The organism is Streptomyces sp. NRRL S-646 (assembly GCF_000720765.1).
GTDB lineage: Bacteria > Actinomycetota > Actinomycetes > Streptomycetales > Streptomycetaceae > Streptomyces.
Genome location: NZ_JODC01000007.1, coordinates 723,907 through 748,553, shown reverse-complemented (window position 1 = coordinate 748,553; position 24,647 = coordinate 723,907). Strand labels below are relative to the sequence as shown.

The 24,647-nt window shown below is 72.5% G+C and carries 24 protein-coding genes and 1 pseudogene; 17 read left to right on the top strand and 8 right to left on the bottom strand.

From position 1 onward, the window contains the following. Nucleotides 1-26: 26 nt before the first annotated feature. Entirely contained in the window at nucleotides 27-419 is a 393-nt protein-coding gene (locus IH68_RS0118860; RefSeq protein ID WP_030936598.1) for an SCO5389 family protein, read from the bottom strand. 56 nt (nucleotides 420-475) lie between these two features. Next, entirely contained in the window at nucleotides 476-1,432 is a 957-nt protein-coding gene (locus IH68_RS0118855; RefSeq protein WP_030936597.1) for an adenylyl-sulfate kinase, read from the bottom strand. Between the two features lie 140 nt (nucleotides 1,433-1,572). On the opposite strand from IH68_RS0118855, the gene IH68_RS0118850 reads away from it, so the two are divergent. The 5 genes from IH68_RS0118850 to IH68_RS0118830 are packed head-to-tail and all read left to right on the top strand — an operon-like array spanning nucleotide 1,573 to nucleotide 7,037. Beyond that, nucleotides 1,573-2,109 (top strand): GNAT family N-acetyltransferase, encoded by a 537-nt coding sequence (locus IH68_RS0118850; RefSeq protein WP_030936596.1) that lies wholly within the window; start codon nucleotides 1,573-1,575, stop codon nucleotides 2,107-2,109. A gap of 5 nt (nucleotides 2,110-2,114) precedes the next feature. Beyond that, nucleotides 2,115-3,614 carry an ABC transporter substrate-binding protein gene (locus tag IH68_RS0118845; protein ID WP_030936595.1) on the top strand — a complete coding sequence of 500 codons (1,500 nt, stop codon included), beginning with the start codon at nucleotides 2,115-2,117 and terminating at the stop codon, nucleotides 3,612-3,614. Nucleotides 3,615-3,617: 3 nt separating this feature from the next. After that, nucleotides 3,618-5,357 carry an ABC transporter permease subunit gene (locus IH68_RS0118840; RefSeq protein WP_037884910.1) on the top strand — a complete coding sequence of 580 codons (1,740 nt, stop codon included), beginning with the start codon at nucleotides 3,618-3,620 and terminating at the stop codon, nucleotides 5,355-5,357. Continuing rightward, on the top strand, nucleotides 5,354-6,589 hold the full coding sequence (locus tag IH68_RS0118835; protein WP_037884908.1) for an MFS transporter: 1,236 nt from the start codon (nucleotides 5,354-5,356) through the stop codon (nucleotides 6,587-6,589). Before IH68_RS0118840 ends, IH68_RS0118835 begins: the two co-directional genes overlap by 4 nt. Nucleotides 6,590-6,599: 10 nt before the next feature. Beyond that, a complete protein-coding gene (locus IH68_RS0118830; RefSeq protein WP_030936587.1) occupies nucleotides 6,600-7,037 on the top strand; it encodes a GNAT family N-acetyltransferase in 438 nt (145 codons plus the stop codon). Nucleotides 7,038-7,107: 70 nt separating this feature from the next. On the opposite strand, the gene IH68_RS0118825 is transcribed toward IH68_RS0118830, so the two are convergent. Next, nucleotides 7,108-7,884: a CDP-alcohol phosphatidyltransferase family protein gene (locus IH68_RS0118825; protein ID WP_030936585.1), complete on the bottom strand. Its 777-nt coding sequence runs from the start codon at nucleotides 7,882-7,884 to the stop codon at nucleotides 7,108-7,110. Nucleotides 7,885-7,992: 108 nt separating this feature from the next. Between IH68_RS0118825 and IH68_RS0118820 the strand changes: the two genes are divergently transcribed. From IH68_RS0118820 to IH68_RS58055, 5 genes and pseudogenes are all read left to right on the top strand, one after another. Beyond that, nucleotides 7,993-8,973 carry a zinc-dependent alcohol dehydrogenase gene (locus IH68_RS0118820; protein WP_030936583.1) on the top strand — a complete coding sequence of 327 codons (981 nt, stop codon included), beginning with the start codon at nucleotides 7,993-7,995 and terminating at the stop codon, nucleotides 8,971-8,973. Nucleotides 8,974-9,089: 116 nt separating this feature from the next. Beyond that, nucleotides 9,090-9,488, top strand: a complete 399-nt coding sequence (locus IH68_RS0118815) for a 6-pyruvoyl trahydropterin synthase family protein (protein ID WP_030936582.1) — start codon at nucleotides 9,090-9,092, stop codon at nucleotides 9,486-9,488. Beyond that, nucleotides 9,485-10,684: a glycosyltransferase family 4 protein gene (locus tag IH68_RS0118810; protein WP_030936580.1), complete on the top strand. Its 1,200-nt coding sequence runs from the start codon at nucleotides 9,485-9,487 to the stop codon at nucleotides 10,682-10,684. Before IH68_RS0118815 ends, IH68_RS0118810 begins: the two co-directional genes overlap by 4 nt. Then, nucleotides 10,681-11,688 carry a class I SAM-dependent methyltransferase gene (locus IH68_RS0118805; RefSeq protein ID WP_030936573.1) on the top strand — a complete coding sequence of 336 codons (1,008 nt, stop codon included), beginning with the start codon at nucleotides 10,681-10,683 and terminating at the stop codon, nucleotides 11,686-11,688. The genes IH68_RS0118810 and IH68_RS0118805 overlap by 4 nt, the downstream gene beginning before the upstream one ends. Then, nucleotides 11,685-12,950, top strand: a pseudogene (locus IH68_RS58055) (lysylphosphatidylglycerol synthase transmembrane domain-containing protein); the annotation flags it as partial. The gene IH68_RS0118805 and the pseudogene IH68_RS58055, both read left to right, overlap by 4 nt. A gap of 137 nt (nucleotides 12,951-13,087) precedes the next feature. Here IH68_RS58055 and IH68_RS53200 read toward each other — a convergent pair. Further along, nucleotides 13,088-13,903, bottom strand: coding sequence for a creatininase family protein (locus IH68_RS53200; protein ID WP_078912506.1), 816 nt, complete (start codon nucleotides 13,901-13,903; stop codon nucleotides 13,088-13,090). A 38-nt stretch (nucleotides 13,904-13,941) separates the two neighbouring features. Between IH68_RS53200 and ribA the strand changes: the two genes are divergently transcribed. Then, nucleotides 13,942-14,601, top strand: coding sequence for a GTP cyclohydrolase II (gene ribA / locus IH68_RS0118790; RefSeq protein WP_030936571.1), 660 nt, complete (start codon nucleotides 13,942-13,944; stop codon nucleotides 14,599-14,601). 70 nt (nucleotides 14,602-14,671) lie between these two features. Here the strand turns inward: ribA and IH68_RS0118785 are convergent, their stop codons facing one another. The 3 genes from IH68_RS0118785 to IH68_RS0118775 form a co-directional block, all read right to left on the bottom strand. Continuing rightward, on the bottom strand, nucleotides 14,672-15,901 hold the full coding sequence (locus tag IH68_RS0118785; protein ID WP_030936570.1) for a serine hydrolase domain-containing protein: 1,230 nt from the start codon (nucleotides 15,899-15,901) through the stop codon (nucleotides 14,672-14,674). A gap of 168 nt (nucleotides 15,902-16,069) precedes the next feature. After that, complete coding sequence (locus tag IH68_RS0118780; RefSeq protein WP_030936569.1) at nucleotides 16,070-17,446, bottom strand: MFS transporter; 1,377 nt, start codon at nucleotides 17,444-17,446, stop codon at nucleotides 16,070-16,072. Beyond that, a complete protein-coding gene (locus IH68_RS0118775; protein ID WP_030936568.1) occupies nucleotides 17,443-18,018 on the bottom strand; it encodes a TetR/AcrR family transcriptional regulator in 576 nt (191 codons plus the stop codon). The genes IH68_RS0118780 and IH68_RS0118775 overlap by 4 nt, the downstream gene beginning before the upstream one ends. 78 nt (nucleotides 18,019-18,096) lie before the next feature. Between IH68_RS0118775 and IH68_RS0118770 the strand changes: the two genes are divergently transcribed. Then, nucleotides 18,097-18,534: a PPOX class F420-dependent oxidoreductase gene (locus IH68_RS0118770; RefSeq protein WP_030936566.1), complete on the top strand. Its 438-nt coding sequence runs from the start codon at nucleotides 18,097-18,099 to the stop codon at nucleotides 18,532-18,534. 154 nt (nucleotides 18,535-18,688) lie between these two features. Further along, nucleotides 18,689-20,779: a tetratricopeptide repeat protein gene (locus IH68_RS0118765; RefSeq protein ID WP_030936564.1), complete on the top strand. Its 2,091-nt coding sequence runs from the start codon at nucleotides 18,689-18,691 to the stop codon at nucleotides 20,777-20,779. A 162-nt stretch (nucleotides 20,780-20,941) separates the two neighbouring features. On the opposite strand, the gene IH68_RS0118760 is transcribed toward IH68_RS0118765, so the two are convergent. Beyond that, nucleotides 20,942-22,717: a hypothetical protein gene (locus IH68_RS0118760; RefSeq protein ID WP_030936562.1), complete on the bottom strand. Its 1,776-nt coding sequence runs from the start codon at nucleotides 22,715-22,717 to the stop codon at nucleotides 20,942-20,944. A gap of 238 nt (nucleotides 22,718-22,955) precedes the next feature. Here IH68_RS0118760 and IH68_RS0118755 point away from each other — a divergent pair, with 238 nt between their 5' ends. From IH68_RS0118755 to IH68_RS57150, 4 genes are read left to right on the top strand one after another with little or no spacing between them, the layout of a single operon-like run. Then, nucleotides 22,956-23,366: a VOC family protein gene (locus tag IH68_RS0118755; protein ID WP_030936560.1), complete on the top strand. Its 411-nt coding sequence runs from the start codon at nucleotides 22,956-22,958 to the stop codon at nucleotides 23,364-23,366. 51 nt (nucleotides 23,367-23,417) lie between these two features. Beyond that, entirely contained in the window at nucleotides 23,418-23,852 is a 435-nt protein-coding gene (locus tag IH68_RS0118750) for a VOC family protein (RefSeq protein WP_030936558.1), read from the top strand. A gap of 53 nt (nucleotides 23,853-23,905) precedes the next feature. After that, entirely contained in the window at nucleotides 23,906-24,247 is a 342-nt protein-coding gene (locus IH68_RS0118745) for a VOC family protein (protein WP_030936556.1), read from the top strand. Between the two features lie 29 nt (nucleotides 24,248-24,276). Then, nucleotides 24,277-24,582 carry a hypothetical protein gene (locus IH68_RS57150; protein WP_030936554.1) on the top strand — a complete coding sequence of 102 codons (306 nt, stop codon included), beginning with the start codon at nucleotides 24,277-24,279 and terminating at the stop codon, nucleotides 24,580-24,582. Nucleotides 24,583-24,647: the final 65 nt, after the last annotated feature.

Below are 24,647 nucleotides of genomic sequence, written 5' to 3'. Positions count from 1 at the left end.
GGCCGGCCGGCAGGGTGCGGCGCGCGTCAGCAGTCCCGGAACTCCGGCGACTGGTTCAGCACCTGCGACCGCACCGACGTGAACCGCCCGTAGGTCTCGCCGTCCCGTGCCCCCGGCCGGAACGCCGCCACCCGGTGGCAGTTCTGGAAGGCCAGTTCCACGCCGAAGTGGCGTTCCAGGCTGCCGCGGATGGCGTCGCTGGCGAGGGCGCGCAGGAGCTGGCCGCGCTCCTGCTCGGAGGGGGGAGGGGTCTGGTTGTCGGTGAACTCGGCCGTGCCGCCCTTGAGTTCGGTGGCGAGGGAGGCGATCAGGTCGTAGGCGTACGGGAGGGACGTGCGGACCGTGTCCACGAAGTCCTCCTCGCGGATGTCACCGGACTCGGCTTCGGCGAGGAGCTTCGGGGAGACGTCGAGAGACATGAAAAAGGGCGTCCGTTCCGGGAGTTGGTGGATGTGCTTGACGGTGGAGGGAGGGGTCAGGTGAGCGCCGAGGGGCCCGGGACGAACCCCGGGTCCACCTGTTCGGCCAGGTCCAGGCCCGTCGCCTCGTTCGCCCAAGCGCGGGCATTGCGCAGGTGGAACTCGACGGCGTGGCGGTGGAGGGCGGGCCAGTCCTTGGGGTGGGCGTCGACGGTCTCGCGCAAGATGTTCAGGGCGTGGCGGTTGTGCGGCTCCAGGGTGTCCAACCCGCCCTCCGCGCGTCCCTGCTCGGCCGCCCGTACCCAGGGGGAGTGGACGAGGTGGGTCAGGAGGTCGTCGCCCACCTGCTCCTTCAGGAACAGCAGGTCGTCCTCGCCGGTCACCTTGTTGCCGATCACGGCGATACGGATCCCGAACTCGCGGGCGTGGTCGCGGTACTGGCGGTAGACGGAGACGCCCTTGCGGGTCGGTTCCGCCACCAGGAACGTGAGGTCGAACCGGGTGAACAGGCCCGACGCGAAGGCGTCCGCGCCCGCCGTCATGTCGACCACCACGTACTCGCCGGGGCCGTCGACCAGGTGGTTGAGATAGAGCTCGACGCCCCCGAGCTTGGAGTGGTAGCAGGCCACCCCGAGGTCGCTCTCGTCGAACTCGCCCGTCACCATCAGCGGTACGTCACCCACGCGCCGGACGTGCCGTGCGTGCACTTCGTCGTCGCCGAGCAACCTCAACAGGCGGGACCCGCGGCCGGGCGGGGTCGTCTTGATCATCGCCTCGTGGGAGGCGATGTGCGGGTTGGCGCCCCGCAGATAGTCCTTGATCTCGGGCAGGTGGGCGCCCAGGGGCGGTGCGTCCACATGGGCCTCGTCGTGTCCCAGTGCCTCGGCCAGGTGCTGGTTGATGTCGCCGTCGATGGCGAGTACCGGCGCGCCGGAGCGGGCCAGATGACGGGTGAAGAGCGCTGACAGGGTGGTCTTGCCGCTGCCGCCCTTGCCGACGAACGCGACCCGCATTACCGGGCCGACCTCATTTTGAAAATGAATGTCATGTGGCTAGGTTTTAGGCAGCTTCCGACGGTCTGTCAAATCGGCGGGAGCCGGAGGGTGATGAGGTGGCGATCAAGGACGTCCGGCTTAATGCATATGATGTGCAAGTGCTTGACTACTGCATTAGGGCGGCAGGCCCGGACGACCTCGACGGTGCGCGAGCCGTGATGCTCGACACCGTCCACCGTGACTTCGGCACCGGCTACGTGCCCCGTTGGCACGGCGACATCCTCGATCCGGCCGCCGCCTATCTCGCCTCTCCCCGCCACACCCTGCTGGTGGCGCTCGACCCGGCCGACCGAGATGTCGTCGCGACCGCCGCCCTCGACTCCCGCGGTCCCGCCCACCCGCCGAACCCGCGCCACCTCGCCGAGCGCTTTCCCTCCGGCGAGACCGCGCAACTGCGCCGGATCTACGTCCGGCCCGAGCACCGTCGGCGCGGCCTGGCCCGGCGCCTCGTCGGCGAACTGCTCGCGTTCGCGGCCGCGGACGGCGGATACCGCGCCGTCTACCTGCACACCGACCCGATGGTCCCGGGTGCGGAGGCCTTCTGGCGGTCGCTCGGCAAGGTCGTGCACGACGAGCGCGAGGATCCCGGCGGCGGGCAGGGGATCGTCCACTTCGAGATACCGATGGGGCGATAGCCGCCGTGCGCCGTTTCCGACTGCTCCTTGCCCTCCTGCTCGCCCCGGCCCTGACCGGCTGCTTCGCCCCCGAAGGCTCCGGCGGCTCCGGCAGCGCGGCGGGTGACGCGACGGCCGGCGGCCGGTTGCGGGTCGCCCTCGCCTTCCCGCCCGCCGAGAATCTCTCGCCGTACGGCGACGACGCCACCACCCTCAGCCGCCTCGGCGTCACCGAAAGCCTCACCGCCCTGGACGCCAACGGCGCCGCGACCTCCGCGCTCGCCGCCTCCTGGCGCCGGGAGAACGACCGCACCTGGCTGTTCACCCTCCGCGAGGCCACCTTCCAGGACGGCACGGACGTCACCCCGTCCGCCGTCGCGGCCTCCCTCACCCACGCCACCGAGGCGAAACCCGCCCCCGCCGCTCTCTCCGGCGTCCGTCTCACGGCAGCGGCCGAAGGCAGCACGGGCGTACGGATCACCACCGGCAGCCCCGACCCCGTACTGCCGTTGCGCCTGTCCAGCCCGAGCCTCGCGATCTTCGCTCCGAAGGCCTACGGCGCCACAGGTCGCGTCGACCCGATCGGCACCGCCACCGGCCCCTTCGAGCTCACCAAGGTCACCGGCACCACCTCCGCCACCCTCGACCGCTTCGCCGACCATTGGGGCGGACTGGCCCGGTCCTCCGGCATCGACGTGAAGTTCATCGCCGACGGCACCGCCCGCACGGCCGCCCTGCGCACCGGGCAGGTCGACCTCGCCGAGGCGATCCCCGTCGCGCAGGCCGCCACTCTCGCCAGGGCCACCCGCAAGGAGACGGCCACGACCCGTACCACCAGCCTGCTCCTCAACACCGGGTTCGGTCCCTTCAAGGAGCCGAGGCTGCGCGCCGCCGCCCGTCGGGCCGTCGACACCTCCGCCCTCGCCGACGGCGTCCACGAGGGGCACGCCGATGCCGGAGCCGGTATCTACGGGCCCGCCGTCACCTGGGCCGAGGGCAGGCGCAGGCCGCCGGCCGGGCGCGCGAAGGCCGCGGCCCCCCATGGCACGAAGCTCACCCTCGCCACGTACGACAACCGGCCCGAACTCCCGGAAGTCGCACAGGTGTTGAAGCAGCAACTGGAGAAGGCGGGGTTCCAGGTCGAACTGGAGGTGCGTGAATACTCACGGCTGGAGAGCGACGCGCTGGACGGAAAGTTCGACGCGTTCGTACTCGCCCGCAACACCCTCGTCGACACCGGTGATCCCGTCGCCGTCCTCGCGAGCGACTTCACCTGCGCCGGCGGCTACAACCTGGCGTTGCTGTGCGACGAGGGCGTCGACCGGGCGGTGGCGAAGGCCGAGCGGGCCACCGACACCGCGCAGCGGCAGGACGCGGTCATGGCGGCCGAGGCGGACATCCTCGGCACCGACGCCGTCGTGCCGCTCGTCCACCAGCGCGTCATCACCGGCGTCGCCGGCTCGGTCCGCGGTGCGCTTCTCGATCCGTACGAGCGCACCCTCGTCGGCACCGGCACCCGGCGCTGACACATGCGGCACCAAGCCACTGCGGTCCTGTGGCGCGCCGGACTCGCCGTCGCCCTCGTGTGCTGCGTCGGCCTGCTGCCCTGGCTCTCGCGCACCGACCCGGCGCTCACCGTGCTCAGGGCGCGCTCGGCCGAACGAAACCCCAGCCCTGAGGTGCTGGCCGACATCCGGACCCAACTCGGCCTGGACGATGGCCCGTTGAGGTTGCTCGGGCAGTGGTTCGGCGGGCTGTGGCGCGGGGACGCGGGGCGGTCGTGGATCTCCGGGGCCGAGGTCACGCCCGCCGTGCTCCAGGCCCTCGGTGTCTCCCTGCTGCTGATGGCTGTGGCGCTCGTGGTCGCGGTCGTGACGGCGGGTCTGGTCTGCGCCCGGACCCTGTGCCGGCGGGAGCGCCGAGGCGGCTCCGGCTCCGCCGTGCTCGCCGTGCTGCCCGAATTCCTCATCGCCTCGGTGCTCGCCACCGTCGTCGGCGTGCAGCTCGGCCGGCTGCCCGCACTCGGCTGGTACGGGCCCCGCTGGACAGTGCTGCCCGCGCTCGCGCTCGGTCTGCCCGCCGGGGCCGTGCTCGGGCGGCTCCTCGACGACCTGCTGCCCGGCGCCTTCGCCGAACCCTGGACGGCGGCGGCCGCCGCCGCCCGCGGACTGCCCCGCCGGAGCATCGCCCGCCAGGCCGTACGCCGCTGCCTGCCCGGACTGCTGCCCAACGCCGGGCTGTTCGTGGTCGGGCTGACCGGCGGCTCCGTCGCCGTGGAGCAGATCTACGACATCCCCGGGCTCGGCCGGGCGACCCTCCAGGCCGCCCTCGCCCAGGACCTGTCCGTCCTGCAGGCCGGAGTGCTCGTACTCGTCCTGCTCGGCGCCGTCGCGGCGGGCGCCGCCCGGCTCGCGGCCCGTCTGCTGATCGGACCCGCCCTTCGCGACGGGGCCCTGCCCACCCTGCACCGGCCGTCGGCGCCGGTCCGCGGGATCCGGTTTCCTGCCTACGGTGGGCTGTTGCTCCTCGTCATCGGGCTGGGCCTCCCCCGCGACCCGCTCGCCCTCGACACCGGTGAGCGGCTCCGACCTCCCTCCTGGCCCCACCCGTTCGGCACGGATGCGCTCGGCCGGGACCTGCTCGCCCGGGTCGCCCACGGTGCCCTCGACACCCTCCTGCTCGCCCTCGCGATCGGCGCCGTCGCCCTGGTCGCCGGCGTACTGCTCGGGCTCCTGCCCCGGCTGTCGGGGCCGCTCGTCGACACCGTCAATGCCGTACCGCCGGTGCTCGGCGCACTTCTCGTCGCCGCCGTCGCGGGCAGCGGAGCGGCGACGCCCGCGCTCGCCGTGAGCGCCGTCGCCTGGGCGCCGCTCGCCGCGCACACCTCCGCGCTGCTGCGGCAGGAGCGGGCGGCCGTGCACCTGACCGCCACCCGCGGTCTGGGCGCGGGCCGCTGGTATCTGATGCGCAACGGGCTGCTGCCGGCCATCCTGCCGGCCGTCACCCGCCACGCCCTGCTGCGCCTGCCCGGCACCGCACTCGCGCTCGCCTCGCTCGCCTTCCTCGGCCTGGGCGCCCAGCCGCCCTCCCCGGAATGGGGCCTGCTGCTCGCCGAGAACCAGTCCTATGCGGAACGTGCGCCCTGGGCGGTTCTCGCGCCCGCCGCCGTACTCGGCCTGCTCGGTGCACTGGCGGTGAGCGCGGGTGGGGGAGAGGGGCGGCTCCGGCGTCGTACCGCCGATACAAGGGAGTTGGTGGGAGCCAGGTGAGCAAGGTGACGTCATTGTCGATCGGCCCGCGTCGCCGTACGCAAGGCGGTGTTCGGCTGACGCCCCTTCTCCGTCTGCTGATCCTCACCCAACTCGCCTTCAACATCGGCTTCTTCGCCGTGCTGCCGTTCCTGTCCGAGCATCTCGGCCGGGCGATGGGGATGGCGGGCTGGCTCGTCGGGTTCGTGCTGGGGCTGCGGACCTTCAGTCAGCAGGGGCTGTTCGTCGTGGGCGGGGCGCTGGCCGACCGGTACGGGATCCGGCCCGTGGTGCTCGCCGGCTGCGTGTTGCGGATCGTCGGCTTCGTCTGGCTCGGGTACGCCGGGGAGACCTGGGCGGTCGTCGGTGCGGTGCTGCTGATCGGGTTCGCCGCGGCACTGTTCTCACCGGCCGTGGAGTCCGAAGTCGCCCGGCAGGCCGTGGTGCTGGAGGAGGCGGGCGGAGGGTCGCGTACCCGCGTGCTGGCGTTGTTCACCGTGGCGGGGCAGGCCGGGGCGTTCGTCGGTCCGCTGCTGGGCGCGTTGCTGCTGGCGGTGGACTTCCGTGCGGTGTGCCTGGCGGGGGCCGGGATCTTTGTGTGCGTGCTGGCCGGTCATGCCTGGCTGCTGCCGCAGCACGTTCCCGGGCGGGTGCGTGCCCGGGGGCGGGGCGGGTTGCGGGGGCTGCTGCGCAACCGCCGCTTCCTGGCGCTGTGTTGTGCGTACGGCGCCTATCTGCTCGCCTACAACCAGCTCTACCTCGCCCTGCCCGCGGAGGTGGAGCGCGCGACGGGCTCGCAGGCGCCGCTTGCCTGGCTGCTCGCGTTGTCGTCGTTGCTGGTGGTGAGCGCCCAGCTGCCCGTCACGCGCTGGGCCGGGGTGCGGCTCACACTGCGGCGCTCCATGGCGGCCGGGCTGTTGCTGATCGCGGCCGGGTTCGCCGTCGTGGGGTGTGCCCGTCCGGCCGGCTGGACGGGCCCGGCAGGCCTGCTGCCTGCCGCCGGGTTCGTGGTCCTGCTCACCCTCGGCCAGATGCTCGTCGCACCCGTCGCCCGCGCCTGGGTTCCCGACCTCGCGGAGGAAGGACGGCTCGGCCTGTACACGGGAGCGCTGCCCTCGGTGTCCGGCCTCATCGTCCTGGCCGGCAGCTCGGCGACCGGGACGCTCCTCGACGTGGGGCTGCCGGTGGCCGTGCCCTGGCTGGTGCTGGCTGCCGTGCCGGTCGCGGCGGTCGGGCTGTTGCCGCGCCGATAGGGGCGGCGCCATGAAGATCGAGGTGGAGATCGCCCGGCAGGCGGACCAGGAACTCGTGGAAGTCTTCAGTCGACTGCTGCCGCAGCTGTCGACGTCCGCCAGGCCGCTCGACGCCGAGGCGGTCGGACGCATCGTGGCCTGCGATGCGAACACCGTGCTCATCGCCCGCGCCGACCGCGAGATCGTCGGCACCCTGATCCTCGTCATGGTCCCCGTACCGTCCGGCCTGCGGGCTCGTGTCGAGGACGTCGTCGTGGACGCTGCGGCCAGAGGCCACGGAGTCGCCGGACTGCTCATGCAGAAGGCCCTGCAGACCGCCCGTGACGCAGGGGCCCGCACTGTCGACCTCACATCCCGGCCCGACCGCGAGGCGGCGAACCGGTTGTACGGGCGGCTGGGATTCCGGGTGCGGGAGTCGACGGTGTACCGGTTGGCCTTCGACAGCTGACCCGGCCCCGGGCAGCGCGCCCGAGGACGTCGCCGTCGCCGGGTGGACGGCGACTACGGGTGACGGCTGTTCAGGAGGCCACCGTCTCCCGCTCCGACTCCAGCTCCAGCATCTCCTCCACCTCGCCGTCCCGGACCCGGGACGTCCGCCGCAGCCACAGGACGTCACGGCCGAAGGACCAGATCAGTGAGCCCAGGGCCAGTACGACGACCCCGAGGGACGCCATGGGCGGCAGGTAGCCCGAGGCGGCCAGCAGCAGGCAGATGCCCTGCATCGCGGCGACCGTCTTGCGGGCCGTGCTCGGCGGCAGTGAGGCGTTCAGCCACGGCCAGACGCGGGCCGCGGCGACGAAGGCGTAGCGCATGCCGCCGATGAGCAGGACCCACGGGCCGAGCTGCATGGAGACGTAGACGCTGAGCACGAGGATCAGGAACGCGTCGACCTCCATGTCGAAGCGGGCGCCCAGGGGAGTGGAGGTGCCGGTGGCGCGGGCGACCTTGCCGTCCACGCCGTCCAGGATGAGGGCGACCGCCGTGAGGCCGACGAGGGCGGTGACCGGCGGGGAGCTCTCGAAGGAGTCCGCGACCAGGGCCGTCACACCGCCCACCAGGGTCGCCCGGCCGAGCGTCACGCGGTTGGCCGGGCCGAACGAGCGTGGCCGGGTGCGGTGCAGTGCCCGCGAGAGCACCGCCCACATGGCGATGGCGAACACGAGGCCGGTCAGCCAGCCCGCCGGCCCCATGCCGATCGCCGTGCCGAGCAGGGCCAGCAACAGGATCTGAACGCCCGCTCCCACAGCGGTCTCCTGCTGGACCAGCCTTGCGTCGTAAGTGTTGTTCAGGGCCACCGCACACCCTCCGGCCGAATGACAAAGTCGATCAACGCCGCGTACTGTGCGCGGCCTGTGCACATGTCGGTACGTGAACAACTTCCCGATCGTTCAGGAGGAGGCCGGATGAACCGCATCGCACGCGCGTTCTGGCTGAGTCGTCCGGGTATCGGCGAGATCCGGAGCGTCGACCTGCCCGAACCCGAGGAGGGCGAGGTGCTGGTGCGCTCGCTCTTCTCCGGAGTCAGCCGCGGCACTGAGACGCTCGTCTTCCGCGGCGGCGTTCCGGAGAGCCAGCACGCGGCCATGCGGGCGCCCTTCCAGGAGGGCGAGTTCCCAGCACCCGTGAAGTATGGCTACCTCAGTGTGGGGAGAGTGGAGGAGGGGCCCAAGGAACTGGTGGGGCGTACGGTTTTCTGTCTGTATCCGCACCAGACGCGGTATGTGGTGCCGGTCTCGGCCGTCACGGTCGTGCCGGAGAACATTCCTGCCGAGCGGGCCGTTCTCGCCGGGACCGTGGAGACCGCCGTGAACGCCCTGTGGGACGCCGCGCCGCTGGTCGGCGACCGGATCGCGGTGGTCGGCGGCGGCATGGTCGGCTGCTCGGTGGCCGCCCTGCTGGCCCGCTTCCCGGGCGTACGCGTGCAACTCGTCGACGCCGACCCGGCCCGCGCCAAGACCGCCGAGGCCCTCGGAGTCGACTTCGCGCTGCCCGAGGACGCGCTGGGGGAACGGGACCTCGTCGTGCACGCCAGCGCCACCGAACAGGGCCTCGCCCGGGCCCTGGAACTCCTGGCCGCCGAAGGCACCGTCGTCGAACTGAGCTGGTACGGCGACCGGAAGGTGAGCCTCCCGCTCGGCGAGGCCTTCCACTCCCGGCGGCTGACGATCCGCAGCAGCCAGGTCGGCACCGTCTCCCCGGCCCGCGCGAACCGCAGCTACGCCGACCGGCTCGCCCTCGCCCTCGACCTGCTCGCAGACCCGGCGCTCGACGCGCTCATCACGGGGGAAAGCGCGTTCGAGGAGCTGCCTGAGGTGATGCCCCGGCTGGCCTCCGGTGAGATTCCCGCGCTGTGTCACCGTGTGAGGTACCCCGAAACGGTCTGACCTGAGAAAAGAGTGAGACTCGGCTGAACGCGGGGAAGCGAAGAGCCGTACTACACGGCATCCTCCGGCGGCCAACGGCCGGAGGACCAGACGCGCCGCACCTGGAGGGTCGTCCGTTGTTCAGTGTCACCGTCCGCGATCACATCATGATCGCCCACAGCTTCCGCGGCGAGGTCTTCGGACCCGCGCAGCGCCTGCACGGAGCGACGTTCCTGGTGGACGCCACGTTCCGGCGCGAGCAGCTGGACGACGACAACATCGTCGTCGACATCGGACTCGCCACCCAGGAACTCGGTGCCGTCGTCAGCGAGCTGAACTACAGAAACCTCGACAGCGAGCCCGACTTCGCAGGCATCAACACCTCCACGGAGTTCCTGGCCAAGGTCATCGCCGACCGGCTCGCCGAGCGGATCGAGAAGGGCGCGCTGGGCGAGGGCGCCAAGGGCATCGCAGGCATCTCGGTGACCCTGCACGAGTCGCACATCGCCTGGGCGAGTTACGAGCGTGCCCTGTGACCGACGTGACCCTGGAGAAGGTGCAGCGGCCTCAGAAGGCGGCGCTCGCGTACGTCCCCGTACAGAACTCCGCCCTGAAGAACGCCGAGATCATCCCCATGTCGCTGCGCTCCGTGCACTTCGTCATGCCGGGCGGTGTCGACGACCCGGCCGCGCCGAGCGGCGGCAACGCCTACGACCGGCGGGTCAGCCTGGACCTGCCCGGCTTCGGCTGGCAGGTGCACAAGCACGCCGTGGCCGGCGAGTGGCCCCGGCCCGGAGCGTCGGCCCGTGCGGAACTCGCGCGGACGCTGCGGGAGTTCCCGGACGGCTCGGTCGTCCTGCTGGACGGGATCGTCGCCTGCGGGGTCCCGGAGATCGTCGTCCCGGAGACGGAGCGGCTGAACCTCGCGGTCCTCGTGCACCTTCCGCTCGGGGACGAGAGGGGTCTCGAGCCCGCCGTGGCCGCCGAGTTGGACGCCAAGGAGCGTGACGTGCTGCGGGCCGTGCCCGCTGTCATCGCCACCAGCGACTGGGCGGTACGACGCCTTGTCGCGCACCACGGTCTCGCGCCCGAGCGGGTGCATGTCGCCGCCCCCGGCGCCGACATCGCGCCCCTCGCCTCCGGCACCGACGGCGTCTCGCGGCTGCTGTGCGTGGCCGCGGTGACCCCGCGCAAGGGGCAGCACCGGCTGGTGCAGGCGCTGGCCGCGGCGGCCGACCTGCCGTGGAGCTGCGTCTGCGTCGGCGGGCTCGGGAGCGACCCCGAGTACGTAGCCCATCTGCGGCTGCTGATCAAGGAGCACGGTCTGGAGGAGCGCATCGAGCTGGCGGGCCCGCAGGCCGGTGCCCAGCTCGACGCCAGCTACAACGCCGCCGACCTCATGGTCCTCACCTCCTACGCGGAGACGTACGGTATGGCGGTGACGGAGGCCCTCGCGCGCGGCATCCCGGTGCTGGCCACAGATGTCGGCGGTCTCCCGGAGGCGGTCGGACGCGCCCCCGACGGCGGCGTCCCCGGCATCCTCGTGCCGCCGGAGGACCCCGCCGCCCTCGCCGCGGAACTGCGCGGCTGGTTCGGCGAGGCCGACGTACGACGCCGGCTGAAGGCCGCCGCCCGGGGCCGGCGGGCCGCCCTGGACGGGTGGGCGACCACGGCCCGAAGCCTTGCCGGAGTACTGGGCCGGCTACCGAGCGAACCCAGGAGGGCGGCATGAACAGGACGGCACAGATCGACGGGAAGATCCCGGCACAGCCCGGTGCGTGGGGCGGCTCCGAACCGGCCGATCGCGACGGCTCCCAGACGGCGGACTCCGTGATCCCCGGCGCGGGCCCCGCCCCGCGGCCCGGCGAGCGCGCCACCGTGCGACTGCGGGACAGCGGGCCCGAGGAGCCGCCCCGTTACGCGCCCGAGTGGCTGGAGCTGCGCGAACCCGCCGACGCGTCCGGGCGGGCGCACGAGTTGCTCGATCCGCTGCGGATCCGGCTGGCCAACCTGCCGGGCAAGGCCGGGCTCGTCATCCACGACCTCGGCTGCGGCACCGGCTCGATGGGCCGCTGGCTCGCACCCCGCCTGGACGGTCCCCAGCACTGGATCCTGCACGACCGCGACCCGTACCTGCTGCACTTCGCGGCAGTCGCCTCCCCGCGCTCCGCCGCCGACGGCAGCAGGGTCACCGTGGAGACGCGCCGCGGCGACGTCGCCCGGCTCACCCCGGACGCGCTCGCCGGCGCCTCGCTCGTGACGGCGTCCGCACTGCTCGACGTGCTCACCCGCGAGCAGATCGAGACCCTCGCCGACGCCTGCACCGGGGCCGGCTGCCCCGCTCTGCTGACGCTCTCGGTGGCCGGACGTATCGAACTCACCCCGTCCGACCCGATGGACGAGGAGATCACCGAGGCGTTCAACGCCCACCAGCGCCGCGGCGGCCTGCTCGGCCCGGACGCGATCACGGTGGCCTGCGAGGCCTTCTCGGAACGGGGCGCGACGGTACGGGTCAACCCCAGCCCCTGGCGCCTCGGCCCCGGCGAGGCCGCGCTGACGGCCCAGTGGCTGCGCGGCTGGGTGGGCGCGGCCGTCGAGGAACGCCCCGAGCTCAAGGCCCGTGCAGAACGGTATCTGCAGGACCGCCTGGCCGCCTGCGAGGCGGGCGAACTCCACGTCGTGGTCCACCACAGCGACCTGCTGGCACTGTCCCGGCCGACGGGCGGCGCGTCATGAGCGTGGAGACGGTGCGGGCGCTCGTGGTGCGGGCCGACCGGCGCGGCGCCGTGGAGGCCCGGCGGGGTGTGGATGTCGTGTCCGGGGCGCCGACGGGCGTCGGTGCTGAGGTGCGGGCCGGTTTGCCGACAGAAGCCGGTGCTGAGGTGCGGGCCGGATTGCCGAAGCGAACCCGTGCCGGGGCGCGGGCCGAAGGCGCCGTCCGCCCGGCAGAGGCGGGTGCGGCCGGCGGTGCCGCCTCCGTCGCGGTCGAGGTGTGGGAGGACGGCCTGGCCTGTCTCGCCGCGCGGGACGCCGCTCTGCGGGCGCGGGCCGATGTCCTCGCATCCGCCGCACCCACCGGGCCCGCCGTCTCGGAAGCACGTATCGGCGTGATCGTCTCCTCGGCCCGGCCCGAGCCGGCCACCGCGCGGGCACCCTGGTGGCGTGCCGCCCTCGCCCGGCTCAACTCCCGTGCCGTACGTACCCACTTCGGCACCTTCGTGGGTGTGGTCATCCTCGGTGCGCTGCTGTGGCGCCTCGGCACGGGCGTCCTGCTGGACGGGCTGCGCAGCATCGACGCGACGACCCTGGTGGTGTCCCTGCTGATCGGCGTCGCCACCACCGTGCTCAGCGCCTGGCGCTGGGCGCTGGTGGCCCGCGGCCTGAAGATCCACCTGCCGCTCGGACCGGCCGTCGCCGACTACTACCGCGCGCTGTTCCTGAACGCCGCCCTGCCCGGCGGCGTCCTCGGCGACGTCCACCGAGCCGTCCGGCACGGACAGAGCGCCGGCGACCTCGGGCGCGGAGTGCGCTCGGTGGTGCTCGAACGTGTCGCCGGACAGGTCGCGTTGACGGTGGTCGGTACGGCGATGCTGCTCACGATGGAGTCACCGGTGCTCGGCGAGGTACGGCACTTCGCACCGCTGGTCGGCCTTGCGGCCGTGGGCGCACTCGCCGTCGTCGTCGCCCTGCGAATGAACAAGGCGCCGTCCCGCCGCGGAACGGCCCTGCGCAGGACGCTCGCCGAGGCGCGCGTGGGCCTGTTGTCGCGCCGCAACTGGCCCGGCGTCACCGTCTCCTCGCTGCTGATCCTGGCCGGGCACCTCGGGATGTTCGTGCTCGCCGCCCGGGTCGCCGGCTCCGGCGCCTCCGTAGCCGTCCTGCTGCCGCTGGCCGTCCTCGCCCTGGTCGCCATGGGACTGCCACTGAACATCGGCGGGTTCGGCCCCCGGGAGGGCGTCACCGCCTGGGCGTTCGGCGCGGCCGGCCTCGGCGCGAGCAGCGGTGTGGCCGTCGCCGTGGTGTACGGCGTGCTGAGCTTCGTGGCCGCCCTGCCGGGCGCCGTCGTCCTCGTCGCCCGCTGGTACACGGGCCTGCGGGCGGGTTCCGGGGCGACGACGCCGGAACCCGGCACCGCTCAGCCGCGGGCGCTGCCCGCTTCCCCGGAGGCGCTCGCGGAACCGTCGGAATCGGCGGACACGTCCTGCGAGGTGAGCAACGAGAAATACGCGCCGAAGGAATCCGCCAGGCTCGCCAGCAGTTCCTTCCCCTTTTCCGCGGAACCGAGCGAAGGGCGTCCGATGACGCCCGAATCGGTATAGCCGGACATACCGAGGGTGAGTAGATGACGTCGGTCGTCCGCGACGAAATCGGAGGTCTCATAACCGGGGCGGAGCAATTCCGGGTGAGCGTGCAGAAGGATGGAGGTCTCGATTTCTCCCGCGTGCATGTCGGTCAGCAGCGAGGTGGTCACCCCCGCCCGCTGCCGTGCCGCTTCCCAGTCCTCCGCGGCCGGGAACAGTGCCATTCGCTCGCCGCGGGCGGAGGATTCCTGAACGACGTTGCCCAGTACGTAGTTTCCGCCGTGCCCGTTGACCACCACCAGGGCGTCGACGCCGGAGCGGCGCAGCGACTGTGCAATGTCACATACCACCGCATGAAGGGTCACCGAGGAGATGCTGACGGTACCGGGCCAGGCCGCATGCTCGTGCGAGCAGGAGATCGTCACGGGCGGGAGGAGATGCACCGGGTACGCCGCGGCGATCTCCCGGGCCACGGCACAGGCGACGAGCGTGTCGGTCGCCAGCGGAAGGAACGGACCGTGCTGCTCGAAGCTCCCGACCGGAAGGACCGCGACCTGCGTTGAGACACCCGCCGCCCTGGTCCGTACCTCTTCCGTAGTGTCCGCCGGCACCAGCCCGTATGCCGCCGTACGCGCGCCCGAAACACTCATTTCTTCACGGCCCTTCGTCTCTGCTTAGGAATCAGATCATGACAGATAAAATCGGCGTCCTCGGCAAGAAGTCCCCACAGCGCACGGGCGTGGAACGTGTTGTGAATGCCCCGCTGCCCACGGTGTACGGGCAATTCCGGGCGGTGGGTTACATGGATCACGATCTCGGCGACGAGCAAGTGGCCCTCGTCCATGGTGACATCGGGACGGAGGGTGTCCTCACCCGGCTGCATTCCGAGTGCCTGACCGGTGACGCGTTCGGCTCCCAGCACTGCGAATGCGGCGACCAGCTCGCTTCCGCGCTGAAGGCCGTCGTCGCCGAAGGCAGCGGCATAGTCGTCTACTTGAGGGGCCACGAGGGCCGCGGCATCGGTCTGCTCGCCAAGCTGCGGGCGATGGCGCTGCAGGCGGAGGGCCTGGACACCGTCGAGGCGAACCTCGCGCTGGGGTTGCCGGTGGACGCCCGCGACTACGGCGTCGCCGCCAAGATCCTGCAGGACCTGGGCGTGAACTCGGTGCGTCTGATGTCCAACAACCCGCGGAAGCAGGAGGCGTTGGTGCGGCACGGCATCGAAGTGGCGGAGACGGTCCCGCTGCTGATCCCGCCGTGCGAGAGCAACATCACCTATCTGCGCACCAAGCGGGAACGGCTCGACCACGTCCTGCCGCACCTGGACGCGGTGGCCCACCTGTCCTGAGCAGGATCGCGCACCACCTCGCCGACACTGCCGGTCGGCGAGGTGTTCCGGTCGCGGCCCCGAGGCACGTTCAGTCCGTGACCGCCTCGTGGACCATCCGCTTGAGGTCCGGGAAGAGCCTGAGCGACGACTTCGGCCGGACCTGTGTCATGAACTGCACGGTCAGATCGCGGCCGGGGTCCACCCAGAAGGTCGTCGTCGCCACCCCGCTCCAGCCGAACGTCCCCAGGCCCGAGGGCGCCTGCGTGCGGTCGGGGTCGATGACGACGGAGACACCGAAGCCGAAGCCGACGCCGTCGTTGCCGGGCTCGTCGTGGGCCGGGCGGCTGCCGAAGGCGCGCAGGTCGGCGCCGCCGGGCAGCTGGTTGCGGGTCATCCGGTCCACCGTCTCGGGGGCCAGGAGGCGGACGCCGTCGAGCTCGCCGCGGCGGCGCAGCAGCTCCATGAAGCGGTGCACGTCGTACGCGGAGGCCACCATGCCGCCGCTGCCGGACAGGAAGCGGGGCCGCCCGCGCAGCGGCAGCCCGGCGATCGGCTCGATGCCGCCGGCGTCGGTCTCGCCGTACAACTCGGAGAGCCTCGGGGCCTGTTCGTCCGTGACGCAGAAACCGGCGTCGGTCATGCCGAGCGGGCCGAGGACGCGCTCGGCGAAGAAGACGTCGAGCGGCTGCCCGGACACGACCTCGATCACTCTGCCGAGGACATTGGTGGCTACCGAATAGTTCCACTCTGTGCCCGGCTCGAACTGCAGCGGCAGGCGCGCGTACGCGTCGACGGTCCCGGCCAGGTCCGAGCCCGGCAGTACGGCCGAGTCCAGGCCCGCCTCGCGGTAGAGGGCGTCGACGGGGTGATTGTGGTAGAAGGCGAAGGTCAGGCCCGCGGTGTGGGTCAACAGATGCCGGATCAGCGGAGGTTGGGCGGCGGGGCGGGTCCGGAGGCCGGCGCCGGATCCGCTCTCGTAGACCTGGGGGTCGGAGAAGGCCGGAAGGTGGCGGCCGATCGGGTCGTCGAGCGACAGGCGGCCCTCCTCCACCAGGATCAGCGCGGCGACCGAGGTGACCGGCTTGGTCATGGAGTAGATCCGCCACAGGGTGTCGGCCTCGACGGGCAGACCCGCCGCGACGTCACGCAGACCGTGGGTGGTGAGGTGGGCGACGCGTCCACCGCGGGCCACGGCCACCAGGTAGCCGGGCAGGCGGCCCTCGTCGACGTAGTGGGCGAAGTGCTGGTCGAGGCGGTCCAGCGCCTTGGCGTCCAGGCCGGCCTCGCCCGGGTCGACCTCTTGTCGCAGCTGTGTCATCGCTCTCCTCCGAAACGCACTCCGGTGTGAGTGCCGCGACAGACCGGCAGTCGGCTGCGGCATCTCTGTGGCTGGTCGCGCCCACGCGGCGGAGCCGCATAAAGATACAGCCCCGCGCCCCTTCGGGGCGCGTCGAACCGGAGCGGACTTTGCCTGTTCTGCCTGGTCTCATCGTCGCTCAGGAACGCCGGCGTTGGCCCCCGGATGACCATGATTGATCGTTTCGGCGGAACGTTCCGGCAGCGCGCGGCCCGCCACCGCCCCGGCCAGGGCCACCACGGCGAGGACGGACAGCGGCAGCCCGTACCCGTGGCCCAGCCCCATCAGCGTCGTCGCGGCGGCCACGCCCAGCGCCGGGCCGACGTTCATCGCGGTCTGCTGCAGCCCGCCCGCCACCCCGGCCGACCCGACGGCGGCCTGGCGTACGACGACGTGGGTGGCCGCCACCATCACCGTGCCGAACCCGGCCCCCAGCAGCGCGAACCCGATGCAGAAGCCGACCGTGCCCGAGGCCCGGCCCAGCACCAGGATCCCGGCGGCCAGGACGGCCATCGCCGCCACGGTCGTACGGCGGGCCCCGGCCCGGTGCAGCAGCACCGCGCACCCCGGCGCGGCGACGATCATCAGTGCCGCGAGCGGCAGGCTGAGCAGGGCCATGTGCACAGGGTCGAGACCGAGCGTGTCCTGGAGCAGGAAGGTGGCGACGAACAGCGTGCCGTTCAGGGCGGCCGACGCCGCGACCAGCATGCCGAGCGCGGAACCCACGGCGGCCGAGCCCACTACGTCCGGCGGCACCAGCGGGCTTGCGGTCCGCAGCTCATGCCGTACGAAGGCGGTACCCGCGACCGCGGCCGACCCCAGGCCGAGCGCGCTCGCCGTCGTCCACCCGCCATCCGGCAGCGTGACCAGGGTGTGGACCAGACCGGCCAGGGTCGCGGCAAGCAGGAGCGCGCCGGGCAGGTCCAGAGCGGCGGGCGAGGACTGCTGGGGGCGCGGGCCGCGCAGGGTGAGCGCGAGCAGGCCGAAGACGAGTGCCGGTACGACGTTGAGGAAGAACACCGCCCGCCAGCCCGGCCCGGCCACCAGCGCCCCGCCCAGCACGGGCCCCGCCGCGGCCGCCACCCCGATCGCGCCGGCCCGCACGGCGATCGGCATCCGCAGCCGGTCGGGCGGGAACGCGGCCCGCAGCATCCCGAGCGTGGCAGGCTGCAGCAACGCCCCGAACACACCTTGCAGGACCCGCAGAGCGATCACCCAGCCGACACCGGGCGCCAGACCGATGCCCGCCGACATCACCCCGAAGCCCAACATCCCGGTGGCGAAGACCCGTTGATGCCCGTACCGGTCGCCGAGCCGCCCCGAGAACACCAACAGGCCCGCCACCGCGATGAGATAGCCGGTGCTGGTCCACTGGACCTGCGTGAAGGACGCGCCCAGGTCCCGTTGCAGGGTGGGCTGCGCGACGGTGAGGACCGTGCCGTCCAGGGCGACGATCACCGCCCCGACCACACTGCACGTCAGCGTCAGCGCGCGGTGCCCGCTCATGCGGCGTCGCCCAGGTGCGCGTCGAGGGCCGAACGCAGCAGAGGTACGAAGTCGTCGGCGCCCGTGGCGAGTTGGAGGCTGCCCCAGACCCACAGCTGGGCGATGCCGTGCAGGTTCGCCCACAGCGCGCCCGCGACGACCCGGGCGTCCGCGTCGGGCCGGACCCGCCCGACCAGCTCCACCAGCCGCCCGAACAGCGGCAAGCTCGTGTCGCGCAGCCCCAAGTGCCCGCTCTCCAGCAGATCGTGGCGGAACATCAACTCGTACATGCCGCGGCTGTCGACGGCGAACTCCAGGTAGACCTTCCCCAGGGCCGTCAGCTGCTCGCGCGGGGTCGCCGTGCCGTCGCCGGTCGCCCCCGTCGCCCGCTCGGACAGTTCTGCGAAGCCGCGGCGGGCGATGGCGGACAGCAGCTCCAGGTGGGTGGGGAAGTAGCGGCGGGGCGCCCCGTGCGAGACGCCCGCCCGGCGCGCGATCTCCCGCAGGGTGAGCGCCTGCGCGCCTTCCCTTGCGACCAGATCCACTCCGACCTCGACCAGCCGGTCCCGTAGTCCACTCTCCGACGCATCCATAGACACTGTCTACCAGCCGCTCGTAGACAGTGTCTACCCAACGGGAATGCGGAGATCGGTCCGATGGGTTAGCTGGGTATGACTCACGACACACTGCTCGAGCTTCTCTCCGACGAACGCAGCGGCGTGCTGGTCACGCTCAAGCGCGACGGCCGGCCCCAGCTGTCGAACGTCAGCCATCACTACTACCCGGACGAGGGCGTCATCCGGATCTCCGTCACCGACGACCGGGCCAAGACCCGCAACCTGCGCCGGGACGCGCGGGCGTCGTACCACGTGTCCACCGCGGACCGCCGCGCCTACACGGTCGTCGAGGGAACCGCCGAGCTCGCACCCGTCGCCAAGGACCCGCACGACGACACGGTCGAGGAGCTGATCCGTCTGTACCGCGACGTCCTGGGCGAGCACCCGGACTGGGACGACTACCGTGCCGCGATGGTCCGCGACCGGCGCCTGGTGGTGCGGCTGAAGGTGGAGCGGACGTATGGCATCCCCAAGGGGGCCAACCGGGGCTGACGGAGCCCGGCAGGCGCTGAAGGACATGAACCCGTCCGGCGGGTCCGGAGCCCGTGCCGGGTGATGCCCTGTCATGTCCCGTCACTACGGCTAGGGTTGATCACCGCGAGCGACAGGTGGAACAGCCGAGAACGGAAGACGGGGAGTGCACGGCATGGTGGATCCGGTTTCGCTGGGCGCCATCGGCGCGGTGCTCGGAGCCGTCGGATCGGGCATGGCGAACGAAGCCGGCAAGTGGGCGTGGGAGTCGGCGGGCGGTCTGGTCCGCCGCATTGCCGGGGCCGAGGTGACCGCCCCCACCACCCCCGGCCAAATGGACGACGTGGCCCGCCTGGTGCACGAGCGCATACACCGGGATCCTCAACTGGCGCAGGCCTGGGCGCAGTTCGCTGACCGCGTGCGAGCTCCCGGCAGCGGTTCAGCACCGCACCGCCCCTGCCTGCCCACCGCCCCGCACTTCTTCACGGATCGTCAAAAGGCCCTGAAAGCACTGGACAAGGAGGCAACGCGCGCCTTCGCCGGACGCCCCCGGCTCGTGCTCCTCCACGGCCCCGAAGGCATCGGCACCAGCACCCTCGCCCTCCACTGGGGCTGGCGGCAGACCGCCCGCTTCCCCGACGGTCAGCTCTACGCCGACCTGCGCGCCCGCGCGCCCGAAGCGGTTCTCGGCACCCTGCTGCGCGGACTCGGCCTGCCCGACGAGGAGGTGCCCCCGGCCGCCGCCGACCGCGCGGAGCTCCTGAGGCGCTGTCTGGCCGACCGGCGGCTGCTGCTCGTGCTCGACCACGCCCGGTCCGCCGCGCAGCTCCGGCCGCTGCTGACCTCGGCGCCCGGTGTCTTCACCATCGTCGTCGCCCGTCAGCCGCTCACCGGCCTGGACGCCCTGCGCATCCCGGTCGGCCCGCTGGCACGGCGGGACGCCGTACGGCTGCTCACCGACCTCGTCGGCAAACCCGCGATCAGCGCTGCCCGCGCCGCCCTGCCCGCGGTCCTCGACCGCTGCGCCGGCTCGCCCTACGCACTGCGCGCCGCCGCACCCCGCCTGGCCGTGCACACCGAGGCGCCCGCCGGGCCCGAGAACGACCCCGTCCGAGCGGCCGCCGAGGACTCCTACCGTCTGCTCACACCCGCCGCGGCCCGTCTCTACCGGCTCGCCGCCCTGCGCGACTGGCCCGCCCTCGATCCCGCCGCGGCCGCCCGCGCCGCGGACCTCGACGAGAGCGAAGCCGCCCGCCACCTGGAGGAACTCGCCGAGGCCCTCCTCCTGGAACGCACCGACGCCGGGCGCTACCGCTACCGCCCCGCCGTCCGTGCCCACGCCGAGCACACGGCGGCCGCCCTCGACGGCATAGCGGCCTGCTCGGCCGCCGTCACCCGCGTCGTCGCCGGCTACCGGAACTTGGCCGTCGGCGCGGCACGGGCCGCACTGCCCGAGAGCTGGCGGGTGCCCGCCGCCGACTCGCCCGTGTCCTTCCCGGACCGGGGCACGGCCGTCGCCGCTCTGGCGGCCGAGGCGCCCGCTCTCGTCGAGGCGGTGCACGCGGCGGAGGAGTTCCGGGACTGGGCCACGGTCGTACTGCTCTGCCAGGCCCTGTGGCCGCTCCAGCTCAAGGCCGGCCACCACGACGTCCTGCTGCCCGCACTGCGAGCCGGAGCACGCACCGCCGACGAGCACTTCCCCGGCACCCGCACGGCCGGCGCACTGCACGCCCAACTCGCCCATACCTTGACGGAGTTGCGCCGCTGGGACGAGGCCGAACCCGAAGCGCTCGCCGCCGCCCGGGACGAGCAGACGGCCGGCCATGTACGCGGCCACGCCTCCGCGGTCGAGTTCCTCGGACTGCTGCGGCTGCGGCAGTGGCGCTTCGAGGAGGCGTACGCATGCTTCGAGGAGGCGTACGGCATCCTCGACGGCATCGGCCCCGAGGACGAGGGAGCCGCCGACCTCCCGCGCGCCCGGGCCCTGCTGGACCGCCACCGGGGACGTGCCCTGCGCGGCCTCGGCCGCCGCGAGGAGGCGGTGCAGCGGCTGGACCGCGCCCTGCGCTTCTTCCGTGACACCGGCGAGGCCTACAACACCGCCCGCACCCTCACCGACCTGGCCGAAACCCACCTGGACGGCGGCGAATCGGAGACCGCACGACCACTGATCGACGAGGCGCTCACGGCGCTCGGACGTGAGAACGCCGAATACCAGGTGGCGTGGCTGCGGGTGCTGCGGGAGCGGTGTGTCACGCCGGAGTGAGACGTACGGGGTGGGCCGCGTTCCCGATTCGGACGGTCGGTTTCTGTCCGGCTGGCGGGTGGGAGGCTTGCCTGCTGCGAGCCACGCGTTTGGGTGAGGTGCTTTGAGGCCTTGGGCGGGAGAAGGCCGAGTATCCGGTGGCGTGGTTGCGGGAGTGGTGTGTCAGGCCGGAGTGAGCCGTATGAGGTGGGCTGTCATCCCGATTCGGACGGTCAGCCCGTGCCTGGCCGGCTGATCCAGTGACTTGCCTGCCGCGAGCCACGCGTGCAGGGCGGAGGCGTACGCGGCCGGATCGGCGTCCGCGCCGGGACCGGCGTCCAGGCGTATTGACGTGCCCGATCGGGTGCGGACGACGCACGAGCCGGGGCCCGTGACGTAGGCGGCCAGCGCGCAGTGCGGGTGCCGGGCGAGGATCTCCGCCGTCCAGTGCGCGGGGGAGACGAAGCGTGGGTCGTTCTCGTCGCCGTATCTGAACACCACGTCGGCCAGGGTGAGTTGCTCGCTCTCGCGGGTGTCCTCGTGCGCCGCCGTGTGGGCCTCGCCCGCGTTGTCCGGTGGTGGATGCGGGCCTGCGTACCGGGTGACGCAGACCTCGCCGGAGCCGAGCAGGCGGGTGAGGACCAGCAACGGGACCGTGTGCGTCGCGGGTTCGTACGGCGGGAGAGGGAGTGGTTCGAGGCGGGCGGGCGCGTCCGGTTCGGGGATGCCGATGCGGTCGTAGAAGAGCCGTCGCAGTCGGGTCGCGGACTCGCCGGGTGCGGAGCTGACCAACTCGGAGAGCCCGGACGGTGGTTGGTGGTGGTCGACGAGCGCGTCCACCTGTGGGCGCAGGGGGCATGCGGGGTCGAGGCGGGGTGCGGTGCGGACGAATGCGTGGACCGGGGCCTCGGGGTCCAGGCCTGCGAGGGGTGCGGCGCCGAGGAGGACCGGTGTGCCGAGGGCGGCTGCGTAATAGGTGACGGAGCCGTGGTCGCCGATCACGGCGTCGGCGGCGAGCAGCGCCTGGCGCCAGCCCTCCAGGGGGTCGATCAGGGAAAGTCCCGCGCGGCGGGCACGGTCGAGCCAGGCGCGGATCTGGCCGGAGCCGTGACCGTGCCAGACGTTCGGGTGCAGCACGGTCGCGAGACGGTACTCGTCGGCCGGGAACTCCGAGGTCAGACGGGGGAGGAGAGAAGGGAGTACGTCATCGCCGCCGCCGTCGCCGAAGAGCGACTCGGGGTTCCAGGTGGAGTTCAGGACGATCAGGCGCTGCCCCTGGGCCACCCCTAGGGCGCGGCGGAAGCGGTCGCGGTACGGGCGGGCCGCCAGCATGCGGTCCCAGCAGGGATCTCCGGCGAGCACGGCCGTGGGCGCGGCTTCGGGGCAGACGGTGCGTAGTCGCTCGTACTGCTCGGGGTGCGAGAGGACGAGGGTGTCCGCGATCGGCTTGCCGTTCTCGTCGAGAAGCCACTCGGGCGACATTCCGAAGACCGGATCCGACCGTTCCTGACCGCTGCCCGGTGTCGGGTGTCGGGTGTCGGGTGTCGCCAGTGTTTTAGTGTATCCGACACCGTGCGACAAGACGGTCAATACGCCGGAAAGTGACCGGAGTTGACCGCCGAAGCTCGCCGATACGGCCAGCGCGACCGGCGTCTCGACTGCCTGCTCCCACGGCAGTACGGGCACCCCGGTCCCGTCCAGCAGTTCGGCGACGCCCGCCCGGAACGCCGACGAGCCCGGGCAGGTGGCCAGCAGCTGCACCCTGAAGTCGTCGTGGAAGAGCGGCAGGACGTCCAGCAGACGGGTCGCCGCGGTCACGTTGTGGACGACGAGAAGCACCTTGTGGCTGCGCCCGCGGGTCGCCCACCGTGCGGCGTCGTTGCCGACCGGCACCCGTATCCACCCGGCCCCCGCCACGTCCTCGTCCGCCTCTCGCCGCCCGCCCGTGTGATCGGGCAACGATAGTCAACGTCGGTCCGCGCACCCCGGCCGCCCCTGAATCCGGCCGGAGCGCGCGGAGGTTCCTCATGATTACCCCAGTGCGCGCGATGCCTCAACAGCGCCTTTCGTCCGAAGGCCGACGAAAACGGCGGGTGGGGACCTAGGTCCCGGGGCGCAGGGCGGAGGACCGATGGTTCGCGGATCACGGACTGCCTAGGCTGCGAGGAACGATGCCGCAGCTCAGGAAGAGGTCACGATGCCGGTCGACGGCCGCAGCCACATTCGTATCGCCCGCCCGTCCCGCGACCTTGCGGCCGCCGAGCGGTTCTGGGCGCAGGGGCTCGGGCTGAGTGTGGTGTGGCGGACCGAGGGCGGTTCCGAACCCGGCGAGCACGACCTGCTGATGCTCGGCTGGCCGGACGCCGGATGGCACCTGGAACTCGTTCATGAACCGGTGCGGCCCGTCGAGCCCCGGCCCACCGAGGAGGACCTCCTCGTCGTCTACGTCGACGGGCCGGTGCCGGAAGACCTGGTGGGCCGGCTGGAGGAGCACGGTGGCAAGCGGGTGCCGTCGCCCAATCCTTACTGGAACCGGTGGGGCGTGACGATCGAGGATCCGGACGGCTACCGGCTCGTGTTGTGCGAGCGGGGCTGGTCGAACGCCTGATCAGGCTCCGACGGCGGTCCTGCTGTCAGTGGTGCGCAGTACGGTCCTCGCATGGCAGCCACCTTCGATCTCACGCTTGACTGCGCGGACGCGCAGCTCCTCGCCGGGTTCTGGAAGACGGCGCTCGGCTATGTCGACGAGCCGCCGCCCGCTCCCTTCACCACGCGCGAGGAGTGGCTCGCGCAGTTCGACCTGCCGGAGGACGACTCGGCGGACGACGGCGCGTGGCTCTGCGATCCCGACGGCGTGGGCCCCCGGCTGTCCCTCCTGAAGGTCCCCGAGCCGAAGACGGCGAAGAACCGCCTCCACATCGACGTCCGCGTGCCGGGGGGCGGCAGTCCCGACGAGCGGTGGGCCCGTATCCGGGCGGAGTCCGAGCGCCTGGTGAAGGCGGGCGGGAGCGTCCTGGAGGAGTTCGGCGGACACCACATCCTGATGGCCGACCCGGAGGGCAACGAGTTCTGCGTGGCCGCCTCCTCCACATGACCGACCGCGCGCCGCCCTTGCCGTGCCCCGGGCCGGGGACCTAGCCTCCGCGCGTGATCAATGGTGCACATGTGGTGATCTACACCCGCGACGCCGAGGCGGACCGCGCCTTCTTCCGGGACGTCCTCGGCTGGGCGCACGTCGACGCCGGCCACGGCTGGCTCATCTTCAGGGCGCCGCCCGCAGAGGTCGCCTTCCATCCGGCCGAGGGCGAACCGTCGCACGAACTGATGCTGATGTGCGACGACATCGACGCGACGACCGCCGAACTCACCGAGAAGGGCGTGGAGTTCACCCTGCCCCTGCAGGAGGCGCGCTGGGGCCGCGTGACCCGCTTCCGGCTGCCGGGCGGCGGCGAGGTCGGCCTCTACGAGCCGCGTCACCCGCGGGCGTAGGGCCGGAGCACCTCGCCCCGGCCGACGGGATGACCCCCGGCGCCGTACCCGTGCCGCTGCTGTGGCCGGGCGCGGACGATATCCACGACCGGCGGTGGATCCACGACAGCCCGGGCATCGCCTCCCTGGCGGGGCAGGCCCCGGCGGAGGCCGAGGGCACGGCAGGCCCCGCCGGCGCGGTGGCGCGCGAGCAGGCTCGGGAGGGGGCCACGCCGGAGCGCGTCGCCGAGGTGTGGACGGCGCGTCGGCCGGGTGAGCATGCCGGGCCCCCGGGTGCCGTAGCCGGTGCGGGTGTCCGGCGCCCGGGGTGTGCGTGGGGTGTCGTCAGGTGGTGACGGTCTCCGGCTGTGACGTCGGCGGCCGGGGGTGGCGCTGTCGGTCGGGTGGGTGTGGGGCGGGC